Source organism: Methanosarcina sp. WH1, assembly GCF_000970005.1.
Classification (GTDB): domain Archaea; phylum Halobacteriota; class Methanosarcinia; order Methanosarcinales; family Methanosarcinaceae; genus Methanosarcina.
In genome coordinates this window covers 3,092,219-3,108,945 of sequence record NZ_CP009504.1, presented here as the reverse complement: position 1 = coordinate 3,108,945, position 16,727 = coordinate 3,092,219, and the positions used below count along the sequence as shown (strand labels likewise).

General features: G+C 46.6%; 10 protein-coding genes and 2 rRNA genes. 9 read left to right on the top strand and 3 right to left on the bottom strand.

Features of this window, described 5'->3' with window-relative positions; translation table 11 throughout:
• The first annotated feature begins 57 nt into the window (after positions 1–57).
• The 7 genes from MSWH1_RS13680 to MSWH1_RS13650 all read left to right on the top strand — a co-directional run bounded on the left by MSWH1_RS13680 (position 58) and on the right by MSWH1_RS13650 (position 9,602).
• Positions 58–2,904 carry a DNA-directed DNA polymerase gene (locus MSWH1_RS13680; protein ID WP_048129396.1) on the top strand — a complete coding sequence of 949 codons (2,847 nt, stop codon included), beginning with the start codon at positions 58–60 and terminating at the stop codon, positions 2,902–2,904.
• Between the two features lie 805 nt (positions 2,905–3,709).
• Entirely contained in the window at positions 3,710–4,633 is a 924-nt protein-coding gene (locus MSWH1_RS13675; protein ID WP_048129394.1) for a PstS family phosphate ABC transporter substrate-binding protein, read from the top strand.
• 28 nt (positions 4,634–4,661) lie between these two features.
• On the top strand, positions 4,662–5,552 hold the full coding sequence (gene pstC / locus MSWH1_RS13670; protein ID WP_048129392.1) for a phosphate ABC transporter permease subunit PstC: 891 nt from the start codon (positions 4,662–4,664) through the stop codon (positions 5,550–5,552).
• Between the two features lie 44 nt (positions 5,553–5,596).
• Positions 5,597–6,475, top strand: a complete 879-nt coding sequence (pstA, locus tag MSWH1_RS13665; protein WP_048129390.1) for a phosphate ABC transporter permease PstA — start codon at positions 5,597–5,599, stop codon at positions 6,473–6,475.
• Positions 6,476–6,650: 175 nt separating this feature from the next.
• Positions 6,651–7,427: a phosphate ABC transporter ATP-binding protein PstB gene (gene pstB, locus MSWH1_RS13660; RefSeq protein WP_048129388.1), complete on the top strand. Its 777-nt coding sequence runs from the start codon at positions 6,651–6,653 to the stop codon at positions 7,425–7,427.
• 5 nt (positions 7,428–7,432) lie between these two features.
• Positions 7,433–8,083, top strand: a complete 651-nt coding sequence (phoU, locus tag MSWH1_RS13655) for a phosphate signaling complex protein PhoU (protein WP_048129386.1) — start codon at positions 7,433–7,435, stop codon at positions 8,081–8,083.
• 115 nt (positions 8,084–8,198) lie between these two features.
• On the top strand, positions 8,199–9,602 hold the full coding sequence (locus tag MSWH1_RS13650) for a dihydroorotase (RefSeq protein ID WP_048129385.1): 1,404 nt from the start codon (positions 8,199–8,201) through the stop codon (positions 9,600–9,602).
• Positions 9,603–9,634: 32 nt separating this feature from the next.
• Here the strand turns inward: MSWH1_RS13650 and MSWH1_RS13645 are convergent, their stop codons facing one another.
• From MSWH1_RS13645 to eif1A, 3 genes are read right to left on the bottom strand one after another with little or no spacing between them, the layout of a single operon-like run.
• On the bottom strand, positions 9,635–10,183 hold the full coding sequence (locus MSWH1_RS13645; RefSeq protein WP_048129383.1) for a KH domain-containing protein: 549 nt from the start codon (positions 10,181–10,183) through the stop codon (positions 9,635–9,637).
• Entirely contained in the window at positions 10,180–10,962 is a 783-nt protein-coding gene (locus MSWH1_RS13640; protein ID WP_048129381.1) for a serine protein kinase RIO, read from the bottom strand. The genes MSWH1_RS13645 and MSWH1_RS13640 overlap by 4 nt, the downstream gene beginning before the upstream one ends.
• An 8-nt stretch (positions 10,963–10,970) precedes the next feature.
• Positions 10,971–11,300: a translation initiation factor eIF-1A gene (eif1A, locus tag MSWH1_RS13635; protein ID WP_048129379.1), complete on the bottom strand. Its 330-nt coding sequence runs from the start codon at positions 11,298–11,300 to the stop codon at positions 10,971–10,973.
• A gap of 845 nt (positions 11,301–12,145) precedes the next feature.
• On the opposite strand from eif1A, the gene MSWH1_RS13630 reads away from it, so the two are divergent.
• Both MSWH1_RS13630 and MSWH1_RS13625 read left to right on the top strand, forming a co-directional pair.
• Positions 12,146–13,623 (top strand): 16S ribosomal RNA (locus MSWH1_RS13630).
• Between the two features lie 196 nt (positions 13,624–13,819).
• Positions 13,820–16,724 (top strand): 23S ribosomal RNA (locus MSWH1_RS13625).
• The 16S and 23S rRNA genes sit together here, the layout of an rRNA operon.
• The last annotated feature ends 3 nt before the right edge of the window (positions 16,725–16,727 follow it).

Below are 16,727 nucleotides of genomic sequence, written 5' to 3'. Positions count from 1 at the left end.
TATTTCTCAAAAATACAACAAAAGCTATATGTCTATCTAAAGCTGTAAACCTTGCCTATGGATTTTCAGATCTTGGATGCAGATTACGAAATCACCAATGACAGCAGTCCTGTCATTCGCCTCTTTGGCAGGGGGGCGGACGGAAAAAGTGTATGCTGCTTTGTCCCGGATTTTGAGCCTTACTTTTATCTCAAAGCTTCTGGAGACCTGCATGCCGTAGCAAGGCTTATAAAAGATACTTTTGAGCAGGTCAAAAAGGTCGAAATTGTCGAAAAGTTCGAACCTGTAGGGTACCAGAAATCAAAAAAAGAAATGCTCAGGATTACTACCCACCTGCCAAGAGATGTGCCTGAGATGAGGAACGAGATTCTGAAGGTCCGGGATGTTTTTAACTCCAAAGATGACTGGCAGGTTTATGAAAGTGATATTCTTTTCAGAAACCGCTTTTTAATTGACAGGGGCCTTGGGGGCATGGTCTGGGTTTCTACAGAAGAACAGTCAGTAGACTCTACCAGATACCTAAAGACAGGTTCTGCAGGGAGTTCTCGCTGCGAAAACTTTGCATGTGATTCTGTAATCTTTGCATCCGAGCTAAAGAGAGTTGAAAGCCTGAGCATTGCTCCTCTTAAGTACCTCTCTTTTGATATTGAGTGCCTGCCCCTTGACGGGGGGATGCCTTCTCCCGATGTCTCTCCCATAATTATGATCAGCTTTTCTTTCGAGCCCGAATATAAAGGGCATAAGACCCTTATTCTGCTGGCAAAACCTGCTGCCGATATGGACGGCGATGTCATTCCCTGTAGGGATGAAACTGAGATGTTGAATCGTTTTTTCGAGATTATTTGCGAATATGACCCTGACATTGTTGCAGGGTATAACCACCAGGACTTTGATATTCCTTATATCACGGACAGGGTCAAAGCTCTGGCTGCAAAAGGAGAAGTGATCAATTCGGTTGTTGGCAGGGACGGCAGCCAGATAGGTTATAGAAGGTTCGGGCTCATTACTCGAACGGAAATGAAAGGAAGGGTGGTTGTGGATGCCCTTCCTCTTGTAAGGAGAGCTTTCAGCCTGAAACAGTATACCCTGAGAGTCGTCTCAAAAGAACTTCTGAACCGTGAAAAACTTGATGTTGCTCCGCTGGAGATGGAAGAGCACTGGAATGACTCAGGGGATAAATTCCGAAAATTTGTTGATTATTCACGCAGGGACTCCGAGCTTGCCCTGGAGCTTGTCCTCGAGCTGAGGCTCCTTGATAAATACATCGCTCTTGCCCAGGTAAGCGGGAGCCTGCTCCAGGAGATTGTTGACGGGGGTCAAACTTCCATGGTTGAGACTCTTCTTCTCCGAGAATTCGGTCGGAAGGACAGGGTTATTCTTCCAAAGCCAAGGGATGAGCTTTCGGCTAAAAGGTATGATATGAGTTCGGACCTGAAGGGCGGAGAGGTGCTGGAGCCGAAGAAGGGCCTTCTGGAAAACGTGTTGATTCTTGACTACAAGTCTCTCTATCCGACCATCATGATGGCTCACAATCTGTGTTACACAACTGTTGTGACCCGGGACTGGCCTGATGGGGAAACTATTAAGCCTCCTTCGGGGGGAGAATTCGTTCCTCCTGAGGTATACAGGGGTATTGTGCCTTCCATTCTTGAAGACTTGCTTAACCAGAGAGGAGAAACAAAGAAAAGGATGAAACGGGCCCTGGATGAAAACGAGTATCGTGTGCTTGATGCCACCCAGCTTGCCCTGAAAATCCTGCTGAACAGTTTTTACGGTTATTCCGGATATGCCCGGGCAAGGCTTTACAGCCTGCCGCTTGCAAATGCTGTTACCAGTTTTGGAAGAAGTAATATCCTGAATACACGGGACCTTATCAATAATACTATAGGAAAAATCGTCCTCCGAAAACCGGCAGCTTTGCTTCTTGAAGAAGCAGGGGAACTTTCCTCCCAGGACAGAATAGTTGAACTGTCAGTTGCTTACGGGGATACAGACAGTGTTTTTGTGCACTGCAGGTCCGGAGGGGATATCTCCCTTGAAGAGATCAGTCTCGTAGGGAACAGGCTTTCAGAGATTGTTTCGGCTTCTCTGCCTGACCCGATGGAGCTCGAGTTTGAATCTGTTGCAAAACGTGCTCTTCTCATTGCAAAGAAGCGCTATGCACTCTGGCTTTTTGAGCCCAAAAATTCAGGCTGGGAAAACAAAATCAAGGTCAAAGGCATGGAAACCGTGCGCAGAGACTGGTGCGAACTGACTTCAATGACCCTTAACAGGGTTCTTGAGCTTGTGCTTATAGAGGGTGATGTTGATCAGGCTGTAGAATATGTCCGTAACGTGGTCAGTGATGTCAGAAACCTTGACCTGGGGAAAGATGCCAAACTTATTGAAAAGCTTGTCCTGACCCGGACCCTTACCCGAAAAACAGATAGCTATAAAAACAAACAGCCTCATCTGACAGTCGCGGAAAATCTGAAGAGAAGGACCGGGGTTATGCCTTCAATAGGGACAAGGATTCCTTTTGTCATCACTGCAGGAAAAGGCCTCTTTGTAGACCGTGCCGAAGACCCGGACTATGTTCGCGAATTCAATGTGCCTATAGACGTTGATTATTATGTCAAGAAACAGATATTGCCTCCTGTTGAACGTATTCTGGAAGTCTTTGGGGTCAAAATATCATCTCTTGACTTTGACGTAAAGCAGAAGGGTCTCTTTGATTTTGAAGTTAAGATACCTGAAGTTAAGAAACCTGAAGTTAAGAAACCTGAGGTTAAGAAACCTGAAGTAAAAATGCAGGAAAAAGAAAAAGTATCTTCCCAAAAAGAGAACGAAGGGATGGTACAGGAAGAGAAAACCCAGTGCCTGGAGAACGGGCGTGCAGAACAGCGTTCCCTGTTTGATTTCTGACACCTGAATTGCGCTTCGGTACCCGAGTTTCACTTCGGGATCACAGGAAATCGTAGATTTTCTGGGAGTTGCGATGTAATCGTAACAGCACGAGGTCCCTTTCTCTGTGCTCAAGAGGACCACTTAAAAATATTTATGGCCTGCACAACCGTAATTCTCCATGTTTGGTCCTTCTTGTTACGCTCGACGAAGGAGAGCGATCTTACAAAAAACAAAGAAAAGAACTCAGCTATCAAAAGCAACCCCTGAAAAAACACTATTTTTCAATATCTCTTTTTTAATTCCTTCCTTTTTTGAAGATCAACCAGACAGGCTTGTGGAGGTACTTATATTTGCCTGTAATTTGAAAAGAGGTTTGCGGGGGAAAGGAAATTATCTATCTGGCTGACAGGCGGACCCAGGCGCCGTGCGGCTCAGGGGGAGAAGACTGAAAGATTTCTTCCTGGATTCCGAAATAGATCAACTAATTAATCAGGGGTCATCAATTCGTTTGCTCCTCAAAATTAATTTGTATTATTCCCTTCCATTTTTATTTCTCAATCCTTCTATTTATGCTCTCAGTCCTTTTTCCTTTAATATTTTTTGGACATTATATTAAATATTTTATGTGAATTCTATATAGTTTAATAATTTCATTAGTGTTTATTGTTTGTATATACTACAATAGGTTATATGTTGAGAATCTTTATATATTGTTCTCTTTTTATAGTGCATTGTACTGGAAACATCTTAACATCTTAGATAAATATAGATAATTTATTTATCTATTTATATATTATTATTTATATAAAGGAGTATGTGTGACATGGTAAATAAATTAAAAACTTATGCAATCCTGACAATAATGGTGATCGGGCTTGTGTTTATAGGAATTGGATGTACTGAAACTGAAAATAGTGAAGACTCTTCTTCGGTTCAGGAAACCTCTTCTGAGGGAACCCCTGCAGCCGAAGCCCCTGTAACCGAAGCACAGGGTATTTTTCTGAAAGGTTCAGACACAGTTCTCCCCCTCGCACAGGCTGAAGCTGAAGAATTTATGATTGCATATCCTGATAAGAGTGTGACAGTTACCGGGGGCGGATCCGGGGTTGGGATTGCTGCGCTCATTGATGGTGAGGTTGACATTGCTACTGTATCCAGAGAAATGAAAGCTGATGAAATCGAAGCTGCTAAAGCAAATGGCATCAATCCGGTGGAGCACACTATTGCCATTGACGGCATTTCAGTGATTGTAAACCCCGAGAATCCTGTTTCTGAACTTACCTTTGACCAGTTGCGTGGCATCTATAACGGGAGCATCAGCAACTGGAAGGATGTTGGTGGAGATGACAGGCCTATTGCCGTAATCTCCAGAGACAGCAGTTCCGGAACTTATGAATACTTCAAGGAAGACGTGTTGTTCGGGGATGAATACCGGGTTGATGCTCTTACCCAGCCTGCCACCGGTGGAATTGTGAGTGAGGTCACTCAGAACCCAGGTGCAATCGGATACATAGGTGTAGCATACCTCGATGAAAGTGTACAGGCCCTGAGCCTTGATGGTGGAAACGGCTCTGAATCCCCAAGTCCTGACAACATCATAAGTGGTGCATACCCACTTTCAAGACCTCTCTACTTTTACACCAACGGGGAGCCTTCAGGCCTCACAAAGGAATTCATAGACTATGTTATGAGTGCAGATGGGCAGAGCATAGTAAGTGAAGTCGGGTACTTCCCGATAAATTCGTAAGATCGGAAAACAATTTCAAGGGAATAAAATGTTTGATCGAAATTATAAGGAAAAATCGATCGAATCGGTGCTTTTTTCAGTAAGCGCCCTTACGGTCGTCATCCTTTTCCTTATATGCATCTTTTTATTCAGGGACGGTTTACTTCTTTTTAAAGCCACGTCTCTTCTGGATTTCCTTACAGGGAAGTTCTGGTATCCGACATCCGTAAACAGGCAGTTCGGGTTATTGCCTCTGCTTTTTGGTTCCCTTCTTGTTACCGCTGGAGCAATTCTTTTTGCTGTGCCTCTGGGGATTGCTTCTGCTATCTATATTTCCGAAATTGCCCACCCAAAGGTTGCGGATTTCCTTAAGCCCTTTGTCGAGATCCTGGCAGGTATTCCTTCGGTTGTATTCGGGTTCTTCGGGCTTGTTGTACTGGTCCCGTTTGTGCGGAGTGCCTTCAACCTGCCTACGGGACAATCTGCTTTCACAGGCTCCATTATGCTCGGGATCATGGCGCTTCCCACGATAATTACTATTTCGGAGGATGCCATAAGTTCTGTTCCAAGCACTCTGAAACAGGGTTCTCTTGCTCTTGGGGCTACAAGATGGCAGACTATATACAGGGTTATAGTCCCTGCAGCCCTTTCCGGAATTTCAGCAGCCGTAATGCTCGGCATGGGAAGGGCTATAGGAGAAACAATGACTGTCATGATGGTGACCGGAAATACTGCAATAATTCCTTCTTTTCCCGGAGGTATTCTGGGTCCCGTGAGGACAATGACTGCCACAATCGCACTTGAGATGGGTGAGGTCCCTCAGGGAAGTGCCCACTTCCATGCCCTGTTTGCAGTAGGGTCTGTGCTTTTCATCATAACGCTCCTGATTAACCTGATTGCAGATTCAATTAAAAAGCGATACAGGTTCAAGGTGGATTGAGCATGGGGTTGAATGCAAAAATAAATGACGATTAGAAGGTGAGGATGATTCACAGTGGATTGAGTTTCAGATTGAGTGCAAAAACAAGTGAAAAAATTGCCTTTGCAATGCTCAGCCTTGCCGCTCTGACAGTTGCAAGCTTTGTGCTGATAATTCTTGCATATATAGTTTTTAATGGATACAGTGCAATTAGCATTGAGTTCCTTACTGAAATGCCCAGACGGATGATGACTCAGGGGGGGATCTATCCGGCAATTGTGGGTACCTTAGCCCTTATAGTAGGGTCAATGGCGGTGGCTCTTCCCATGGGGATTATGGCTGCCATCTACCTCAACGAGTATGCAGGAGAAACCAGGACTACCTGGATTATAGAAATGGCAGTTAATAATCTTGCAGGAACTCCATCTGTGGTTTTTGGGCTTTTCGGGCTTGCAATGTTTGTTAAGTACTTTGGTTTTGGTCCTTCTATATTTTCAGCTTCCCTCACCCTTTCTCTCCTGATCCTTCCGGTGATTATCCGTTCCAGCCAGGAAGCTCTGATCACAGTTCCGAATGAATATAGGGAATCATCTCTTGCGCTTGGGATCAGCAAGTGGCAGACCATAAGGCATGTGGTGCTGCCGGCAGCCATCCCGGGAATTGTTACAGGTTCCATCTTGAGTATCGGAAGAGTTGCAGGGGAAACTGCTCCTATTCTTCTTACAGGTGCAGCTTACTACCTGCCAAGGCTGCCTGACTCGATCTATTCCCAGTTCATGGCTCTCCCCTACCACCTCTTCGTGCTGGCCACCGCCGGGACAAACATTGCCAAAACCAGGCCCCTTCAGTATGGTACGGCTATGGTCCTGTTGGCGATCGTGCTGGGCTTGAACCTCATAGCAGTTCTAATCCGCAGGCATTACAGGCAAAAATTGAAAATTTGATTTGAGTTTTATTAATAACGTATCAGTGTTTATTAGGATTTACGTACTTGGAGAATAAAATCAGGTGCATACGGACTCTTCAACGTTTGTCTGATTTATACCGTTAAGTTTTTTCCGTTTATGGTTTTCAGTTCAACTGTGTAAGTCCTATTTATATAATCATCGAGGTCCATAAATGACTGAAGCTGTTCAAAACGTAGCTCGATCCCAGATTGAAGTCGAAAATCTTAATCTGTGGTACGGGGATAAGCAGGCACTAAAGAACATTTCCATGCATATCCCCAAAAACAGCGTAACCGCTCTTATAGGTCCTTCTGGCTGCGGAAAGTCTACTTTCATCCGGTGTTTAAACAGGATGAACGATCTTATCAAAAACTGCAGGATCGAAGGTAAAATTTCAATTGAAGGTAAGGATATCTATGGAACAGGCGTGGATGTTGTTGACCTCCGGAAACATGTGGGAATGGTTTTCCAGAAGCCCAACCCTTTCCCGATGTCCATTTATGACAACATCGCATATGGGCCGCGTATCCATGGTGTAACTAAGAAATATCTGGGTGGAGTTGTCGAGGGTGCCCTTCGTTCGGCTGCCATCTGGGATGAAACCTCAGACCGGCTCAAGTCACCTGCCCTTTCCCTGAGCGGGGGGCAGCAGCAAAGGCTTTGTATTGCCAGGACTCTGGCAGTAAAGCCCGAAATCATTCTTTTCGATGAGCCTTGCAGTGCTCTTGATCCCATTTCAACGTCAAGGATCGAAGAACTGATTATGAACCTTAAAATAGATTATACCATAGTAATTGTAACTCATAATATGCAACAGGCAGCAAGGATTTCAGACCATACAGGTTTTTTCCTTATGGGGGAACTGATTGAGTTCGGCCAGACAAGGCAGATTTTTCAAAATCCAAAGGAACAGAGCACTGAGGATTATATTACAGGCAGGTTTGGGTGATTTAAATGGTTCGAGAACGATATCTTATGCAACTGGATCTGCTCAGGGAGTCCGTACTTTCTCTCGGAGAAATGTCTGAAATGATTTTTCACGACTCTATGGGAGCGGTTATAGACCTCAATGTTGAGCTTGCCAAAAAGACTCTTGCCCTTGAGCCAGAAGCAGATAAACTTGAGGAAGGTATTGAGGTTTCCATTTTTGACCTGCTGGCGCTTCAGCAGCCCATGGCAAGTGACCTCAGGCTTGTTGTGTCGGCTCTTAAGATTGCGGCAGACCTTAGAAGGGTTGTGGGTCTTTCAATCAATATTGCCAAAATCCCTGGACGAATCGAAGGTGAGCATATCAAACCGCTCATAGATACCAAAAGAATGGCTGACATCACCGCAGATATGATTGCAAATTCCCTCCAGGCTTTCGAGACACGGGACCCTGAACTTGCACGAACGACAGCCGCTCGGGATGAAGAGGTCGATAAGATCTTTTATGCAGTCTGGGTTGAACTTCTGGAGATGATGGCAAAAGACACAAGTATTATTTCCAAAGCCACACATTTGCTCTTCCTGGTTCGCTATCTGGAAAGGATTGCAGATCACTGCTGTAATATATGTGAAAGTGTTATTTATCTAACGACGGCTGAACGTGTTAAGTTAAACTGAACAGGTTTTCTGGCCAGTTTTCTTCATTTTTTCTTTTTTTACTCCTCTTTTCTCTTATTTTTCAATCTTCAGTTATGTACATGTTTTAAGTATGTTTATAAGCATATAGACGCCCATGCCTGATATTCATATCAAAAATACGAGAATTTATTATCATAATTCTCTTCAGCCTGCCGAAATCATTATTGAGAATGGCAAAATTACAAAAATCGGAAAGGACTTCAGAGTCTCGAGTTCGGATATGGTGATAGATGCAGGTGGCTCCCTTACCTTGCCTGCCGGAATTGACGTGCATGTTCATTTCAGGGAACCGGGTATGACCCTTAAGGAAAACTGGTACACAGGGTCATGTTCTGCAGCTGCTGGGGGCATTGCCACTGTTATTGACCAGCCAAATACCATTCCTCCTACAACAGATCGGCGCTCTTTTGAACAGAAGCTCAAATTTGCCCGAAATAAGTCTATTGTTGATTTCGGGATTAACGGTGGGGTTACAGGAAATGTAGAGAAGCTCAAAGAACTCTGGAGGTTGGGAGTCACGGCTTTTGGGGAGATTTTCATGGCTGAGTCTACAGGCGGGTTAAATATCAATGAGGAGACCTTTGAAGAAGCCCTTGCTGAGATCAAACGTCTTGGAGCCCTCGCTACAATTCATGCCGAGGACGAAAAGATGCGCTTTGAACTGGAGCAGTTGTTGAAAGATGATGTTTCTTATGATTACCATTCAAAAGTACGCCCAAATGCATGTGAGGCATCGGCTGTCCAGAGTGCTCTTGAACTCATTTCCAAACTTCAGGTTAGGGCACATTTCTGCCATCTGAGTACGCTTGAAGCTGTGGGAATGATCCGAAAAGAAAAATATCTTGCAAAAAGAGAAGATAAAAAACCCCTTTTTACATGTGAGGTTACTCCTCATCACCTGTTTCTCTCTACTAAGGACTGGGAGCGTCTCAGGGCTTTTGGCAAAATGAACCCTCCTCTGCGGGGGAGCCACAGCATCAAAGCGCTTGTAAACGGGCTGAATGACGGGACTATTGATATGGTGGCTTCAGATCACGCTCCACACCTTGAGTCTGAAAAGGATCTCGATATAAAGGTTGCTCCTTCCGGAGTGCCGGGGGTTGAAACCCTTATGCCTCTCATGCTTGCTGCGGTCAAAAAAAATATTCTGCCCCTTTCGCAGATGATAATGGTTACAAGCTGGAACCCGGCAAAGGCTTTCGGGTTGGACCTCCAGGGCAAAGGCAGGCTTGAGGTGGGTTTTGATGCGGACTTTATGATTGTAGATCCGCGCAACCTTCAACCCATAAGAGCTGAAATGCTGCACAGTAAAGCTGGCTGGACGCCCTTTGAAGGAATGGATGCGGTCTTTCCGGAATATACACTCTCCAGGGGCGAGGTAATCTGGATGGAAGAGTCCATTAATGCAAAGCCGGGAAGGGGTAATTTCCTTGAAGGCAGTGGTAAAAGATTCAAAGAAGATGAATATGAAATTTCTGAAGAGGCCGGACCTGATTAAGGTTCCGGAACTCTCCTTTTTTAAACACTTTTTCAGTAAAAGTCGATTGAGTCCAGCTGTGAGTGCAACAGTTCCTGATGCTTCTTCTCAAGGAATTTGTAGACTGCGCCGTGAGTGGCTCCGTCAAGCAGCATTTTTATGGCTGTCCTTATTATGGTGTTCTGTTCCGGGTATCCGAGTATGGATACGGTTTTTCCGTATACGGATATCTTGACATTTATCAGGCTTTCTGCAAGCTCTCTGGTTCGCCCACCTCTTCCTATAATCCTGCCTTTTACGCGCTGGAGCTCTTTTGGAGTGGTGGCAACGTCGGAGAGGTCAATGACCTCAAGCATCAGCATGTCGTCTTCAAGGATTCCAAGAGCTTTTTCGGGACTAAAACCTCTTCCTATGGCTTTGAGGGTCTCAAGAATCCTGAATTCTTTTAATGGATCCTCTTCGCAGGTAATATCGATTTTTCCGCTTTCGCTGTCTATGTCCAGTTGACAAGCGGTTTTTTCCTCAATAAATTTCTTTGTTTCTCCTTTCGGACCAATAATTGCTCCGATTCGCTCTTTGGGAATTTTGAGATACTGGGTCATGTTGTTTCCGCCTGTATTTTTGAAAGTAGTTCTTCAGGTTTGTCCGTGATTCCATAGCGGCCGAAGAACCTGAGTATATTTTGCACGTCTCTGTAGAGAAACTCTCTGGCATTGGGGTGTTCCAGAGTCACAGACTGCCCCATGTCTATGAAAATCGGGGTCGTGTCTGCCGGATCAATGAGGATATTGTATTCACTCAGGTCGGCATGTACAAGGTTTGCTTCTTTGTAGAGGAGGTGCATATATTCGACGATTTTGTCATAAACAAGCTTTGCTTCATCGTTTTCCAGGTGCGTGTTCTTCAATAGGGGATAGGGTTTTTTTTCTTCTCCCATGAATTCCATGATAAGAATATTTTTCTCAGCAACCAATGGCTCAGGAACTCGTACTCCTGCGCTTTTTGTACGCTTCAAGTTCTGGAATTCCTTGCGTGTCCATGCAAAAATTATGTCTCGCTTGTTATTTCTAATGTTTGTGAAGCGAGGGTCTTTCATAATATAGGCATCCATTGCCTTGAAAGTGCTGCTGGCCATTCTGTATATCTTTATTGCCAGTTCTCTTCCCTCGCCTTCTGCATAGAAGACATTAGCTTCCTTTCCAGTACTGATGGAGCCTCCCAGCGCCTTTATTATTCCCTTATTGGAAAGGGTATAAAGGACTTTTAGGGTGGGCACATCGAATACATTTTCTTCCACCTTCAGCCTTTCGGAGTCTTTTTCCCTGGCACGTGCTTTATCTTTGGCGCTGTCAATGCGCCTTATTTTCTCGTCCTGGTCCATTCCTATGTTTATCCTTTAAGGTACCCTTTTCTCTCAAGCCAGTCTACCTGTGGCCTTGTGTATTTCCATATCACGTCTGCCTTTTCGTTCTGAAAATCCCATGGCACAACAATGACAACATCTCCCTCTTTAATCCAGGTCTTCTTCTTTATTGAGCCCGGAATTCTTCCCATACGGACTACTCCGTCCATGCAGCGGAGTCTAAGACGGTTTGCACCAAGAAGACTTTCAACGGTTGCCAGAATCTCGTTATTTTCCCTTCGTGGAGTGCGTACTCTTGTAAATGTCTCTTCCGTGCTGGGATTGGCTTTTGATGTAGGTTTCTTTAAGTCTGCCAGTGTGATACCTCGTTATATGTAGTTTGCAATTATTCTTGTATTTTTTATTTTTATAACCTTAAATATTATATCTCTTTTTTCGAGCTTTAAGGTTATTCATCATGCAGCTTTCAACTTCCTGTTGTTATTTTAATGCTACGCTTTTTTGCTTTCTTTTAGTCTTTTCTTCTTATTATTTTCTTCTAAGTACTCCGGAAGGCGACAGGTATATATATTGGATGTGTGTTTGTATGTCTCACACGTAAAACAAGCGTGCGTCGCTCTTGAATTATTAATTCCAGGGTGGAATTCAGGAACTGAATAAACAAAATTCCATTTATATGTTATGTTTGTTTTTCTTTAAAATGTGCCTGGATGAAAAGCTTTATATATTAATACTAATGTATATGTGTTTCCTGTACCAGCATGAATATTGTTGTGCTGGTTGGTTCTCTCATAGTACAATGGTTTGATATTTCTTCTTCTTAGAAGGGGAATGGATACTCTTATATACTATGAGCGTGTAAGCAAATATCCTTTTCTAGTGTGTTTCTTAACACATGCTAGAGGGTTTTTCTCATAGCAATTTTGAGAAAGTTCTTCCTGTCAAAGGGGAGATTCGATATCTTTAAATACTATGGGTGCGTAACTATAATTTCCTGCATCATAAATGCAGCAATTACTACTCATTATCAATTTAATGGAGACAGGAGTTATTTTCTGTCTGACGAGGATTTGTCGGTTCGGTTAATTCTGGGTGATAGATGTTTTTTCAAATATCTATCGCGAAATGAACTAACTGAATTAGATAGTTGTTAGTGCAAGTTTCTGCGACCAAGACCTTTAATTTCAAGTGTGCTATAACAATTCTGGTTGATCCTGCCAGAGGTTACTGCTATCGGTGTTCGTCTAAGCCATGCGAGTCATATGTTCTTCGTGAACATGGCGTACTGCTCAGTAACACGTGGATAACCTGCCCTTGGGTCCGGCATAACCCCGGGAAACTGGGGATAATTCCGGATACCGCATATCTGCTGGAATGCTTTATGCGTCAAATGGATTCGTCTGCCCAAGGATGGATCTGCGGCCTATCAGGTAGTAGTGGGTGTAATGTACCTACTAGCCAACGACGGGTACGGGTTGTGAGAGCAAGAGCCCGGAGATGGATTCTGAGACATGAATCCAGGCCCTACGGGGCGCAGCAGGCGCGAAAACTTTACAATGCGGGAAACCGTGATAAGGGGACACCGAGTGCCAGCATCATATGCTGGCTGTCCAGGTGTTTAAACTACACCTGTTAGCAAGGGCCGGGCAAGACCGGTGCCAGCCGCCGCGGTAACACCGGCGGCCCGAGTGGTGATCGTGATTATTGGGTCTAAAGGGTCCGTAGCCGGTTTGGTCAGTCCTCCGGGAAATCTGATAGCTTAACTATTAGGCTTTCGGGGGATACTGCCAGGCTTGGAACCGGGAGAGGTAAGAGGTACTACAGGGGTAGGAGTGAAATCTTGTAATCCCTGTGGGACCACCTGTGGCGAAGGCGTCTTACCAGAACGGGTTCGACGGTGAGGGACGAAAGCTGGGGGCACGAACCGGATTAGATACCCGGGTAGTCCCAGCCGTAAACGATGCTCGCTAGGTGTCAGGCATGGCGCGACCGTGTCTGGTGCCGCAGGGAAGCCGTGAAGCGAGCCACCTGGGAAGTACGGCCGCAAGGCTGAAACTTAAAGGAATTGGCGGGGGAGCACAACAACGGGTGGAGCCTGCGGTTTAATTGGACTCAACGCCGGACAACTCACCGGGGGCGACAGCAATATGTAGGCCAAGCTGAAGACTTTGCCTGAATCGCTGAGAGGAGGTGCATGGCCGTCGCCAGTTCGTACTGTGAAGCATCCTGTTAAGTCAGGCAACGAGCGAGACCCGTGCCCACTGTTACCAGCATGTCCTCCGGGACGATGGGTACTCTGTGGGGACCGCCGGTGTTAAATCGGAGGAAGGTGCGGGCCACGGTAGGTCAGTATGCCCCGAATCTCCCGGGCTACACGCGGGCTACAATGGATGGGACAATGGGTCCCTCCCCCGAAAGGGGCTGGTAATCTCACAAACCCATCCGTAGTTCGGATCGAGGGCTGTAACTCGCCCTCGTGAAGCTGGAATCCGTAGTAATCGCGTTTCAATATAGCGCGGTGAATACGTCCCTGCTCCTTGCACACACCGCCCGTCAAACCACCCGAGTGAGGTATGGGTGAGGGCACGGACTCTGTGCCGTGTTCGAACCTGAATTTTGCAAGGGGGGTTAAGTCGTAACAAGGTAGCCGTAGGGGAATCTGCGGCTGGATCACCTCCTAAGCTAAAAACACTATCACCCAGATGCCGATAAACCGTACAAATCCTCACCCCATTAATAAATTCGAATTATAACTCATCAAATGCACCCGATAAGTAGTTTATCGGGGAAGGATGGATAGCCTGCGCGGAACCGCGGGCATATGAAGTCGTGTATAGGTGCTGTATATTGAACGCTAACTGGACCTGGTTAGGTGTAACAGGAGTTATGCTATCAGGTGGATGGCTCGGCTCAAGAGCTGATGAAGGACGTGCCAAGCTGCGATAAGCCCGGGATAGGTGCATGGATCCAATGAACCCGGGATCTCCGAATGGGACCTCTCCATAGTGATCAGTAATGATCGGGAACGCTCCGAATTGAAACATCTCAGTAGGAGCTGGAAAAGAAATCAATTGAGATGCCGCTAGTAACGGCGAGTGAAACCGGCACAGTTCAAACCGAATCCCTTCGGGGAAATGTGGTGTTGTAGGGCTGTTCAAACGTCTTGCGGCAAAACCGAACTTGCCTGGAACGGCAGACCATAGAGTGTGACAGTCACTTAGGTGTAAGCTAACAGACCGGAACATGTCCCTGAGTACCGTGCGTTGGATATCGTGCGGGAATCTGGGGGTCACCAATCTCCAAAACTAAATACTCCTTGAGACCGATAGCGAAATAGTAGGGTGACCGAACGCTGAAAAGTACCCCGAGAAGGGAGGTGCAAAGTGCCTGAAACCTGATAGTGATGGAACGATACGGCATGAAAGGATCTTTGACATGAAGAAATCATCCGCGAGGATGTAGTACGAATGTCACTGCCAGTGTTGTATCTTACGTTTTGAAGAACGGGCCAGGGAGTGTATCTTGGTGGCGATGGCTAACCTTTTATCTGGGCAGCCGAAGCGAAAGCAACATGTGCGCAGCCTTCGGGCGAGGCACGACGTATACAAGTGCGTGGAGTCACCGGGGTACGACCCGAAGCCGGGTGATCTAGGCGTGGGCAGGTTGAAGCGTGGCGAAAGCTACGTGGAGGACCGCAAGCGGTATTGATCTGCAAATCATTCGTGTGACCTGCGTCTCGTAGTGAAATGCTAATCTAACCCGGCATCCGCTGGTTCCTTCCGAAACATGTCGCAGCATGACCTGACTTGAGATCGTCGGTGGAGTAGAGCACTGATTGGCGGTTCCGGGGGAGAAATCCCTCGCCCGCCTGTCAAACTCCAAACCCACCGTCATCTGAGACAGTCGGAGTCCGGACTACTGGGGTAAGCTTGTAGTCCGTAAGGGAGACAACCCAGCCCGTGGTTAAGGTCCCCAAGTGTCGACTAAGTGTTAACGCTAAAGGGCGTCCCAAGCCCAAGACAGCTGGAAGGTTAGCTTAGAAGCAGCTACCCTTCAAAGAGTGCGTAACAGCTCACCAGTCGAGGTTTGGGGCCCCGAAAATTGACGGGGCTCAAGTCGACCACCGATACCACGGAGTACCGCAAGGTAATCTCGTAGGAAGGCGTTGTGTTCGGGCTGAAGCAGGGCTGTAAAGTCCTGTGGACCGTTCACAAACGAAAATCCTGGTAATAGTAGCAGCAAAGCAGGGTGAGAATCCCTGCCGCCGAAGGGGCCAGGTTTCCTCGGCAATGATCGTCAGCCGAGGGTTAGTCGGTCCTAAGACGTACCGTAATTCGAGTACGCCAAAAGGGAAACAGGTTAATATTCCTGTACCATTTAGCACTTAGTTCTGACGTTTCCGGGCAGGCCGAGCGGCGTCGTCGCGCCGTCTAAGCAGCGAATCCCGTGGAGAGCCGTAATGGCGAGAATCGGGCGAATCTGTAATGGCTTAAGTCGGCTGCACCCAGGAACCCGTGAAAAGGACAGCTAAATGTCCGTACCGAGAACTGACACAGGTGCCCCTAGCTGAAAAGGCTAAGGCGTGTCGGAGTAATTCAGTTAAGGGAATTCGGCAAATTAGCTCCGTAACTTCGGGAGAAGGAGTGCCTGCTGTGAAGACAGCAGGTCGCAGTGACCAGGGGGCTCTAACTGTCTAATACCAACATAGGAGATTGCAAACCCGTAAGGGCTAGTACAATCTCTGAATCCTGCTCAGTGCAGGTACCTGAAACCCCGGTTCAACGGGAAGAAGGGCCTGTAAACAGCGGGGGTAACTATGACCCTCTTAAGGTAGCGTAGTACCTTGTCGCTTAATTGGCGACTTGCATGAATGGATCAATGAGAGCCCTACTGTCCCTAACTGGAGTCCGGTGAAGCTTACATTCTAGTGCACAGTCTAGAGACCTCTAGGGGGAAGTGAAGACCCCGTGGAGCTTTACTGCAGCCTGTCGTTGGGTTGTGGTTCTGGATGTACAGAGTAGGTAGGAGGCGTCGAAGCGGGTGCGCCAGCATCTGTGGAGCCACAATTGGGACACTACCCTTCTGGAACTACGACCCTAACTCTGCGAAGAGGACCCCGATAGGTGGGCAGTTTGCCTGGGGCGGGACGCCCTTGAAAAGATATCAAGGGCGCGCAATGGTTGACTCAAGCGGGTCGGAAACTCGCTGAAGAGTGCAAGAGTATAAGTCAGCCTGACGTTATTCAGCAAAGCAGTGGATGACGAGACGAAAGTCGGTTCTAGCGAACTTTTGAGCCTCCTTGGTGGGGGCCAAAAATGACAGAAAAGTTACCCCGGGGATAATTGAGTCGTTGCCGGCAAGAGTACATATCGACCCGGCAGCTTGCTACCTCGATGTCGGTTCTTTCCATCCTGGCCGTGCAGCATCGGCCAAGGGTGAGGTTGTTCGCCTATTAAAGGAGATCGTGAGCTGGGTTTAGACCGTCGTGAGACAGGTCGGTTACTATCTACTAGAGGTGCCAGAGGTCTGCGGGTAAGCTGCTTTTAGTACGAGAGGAACCAAGCAGCGGCGCCACTGGTGTACCGGTTGTCTGACAAGGCATTGCCGGGCAGCTACGCGCTAAGGAATAAGAGCTGAATGCATCTAAGCTCGAAATCTGACCTAAAAAGAGACCTCTCTAAGGATTCCGGTAGAAGACCGGTTTGATAGAAACGGGATGTAAGCACCAAGGCAACGAGGTGTTCAGTCCGCGTTCACTAACTATCCGTTCCTTTCACCTAATT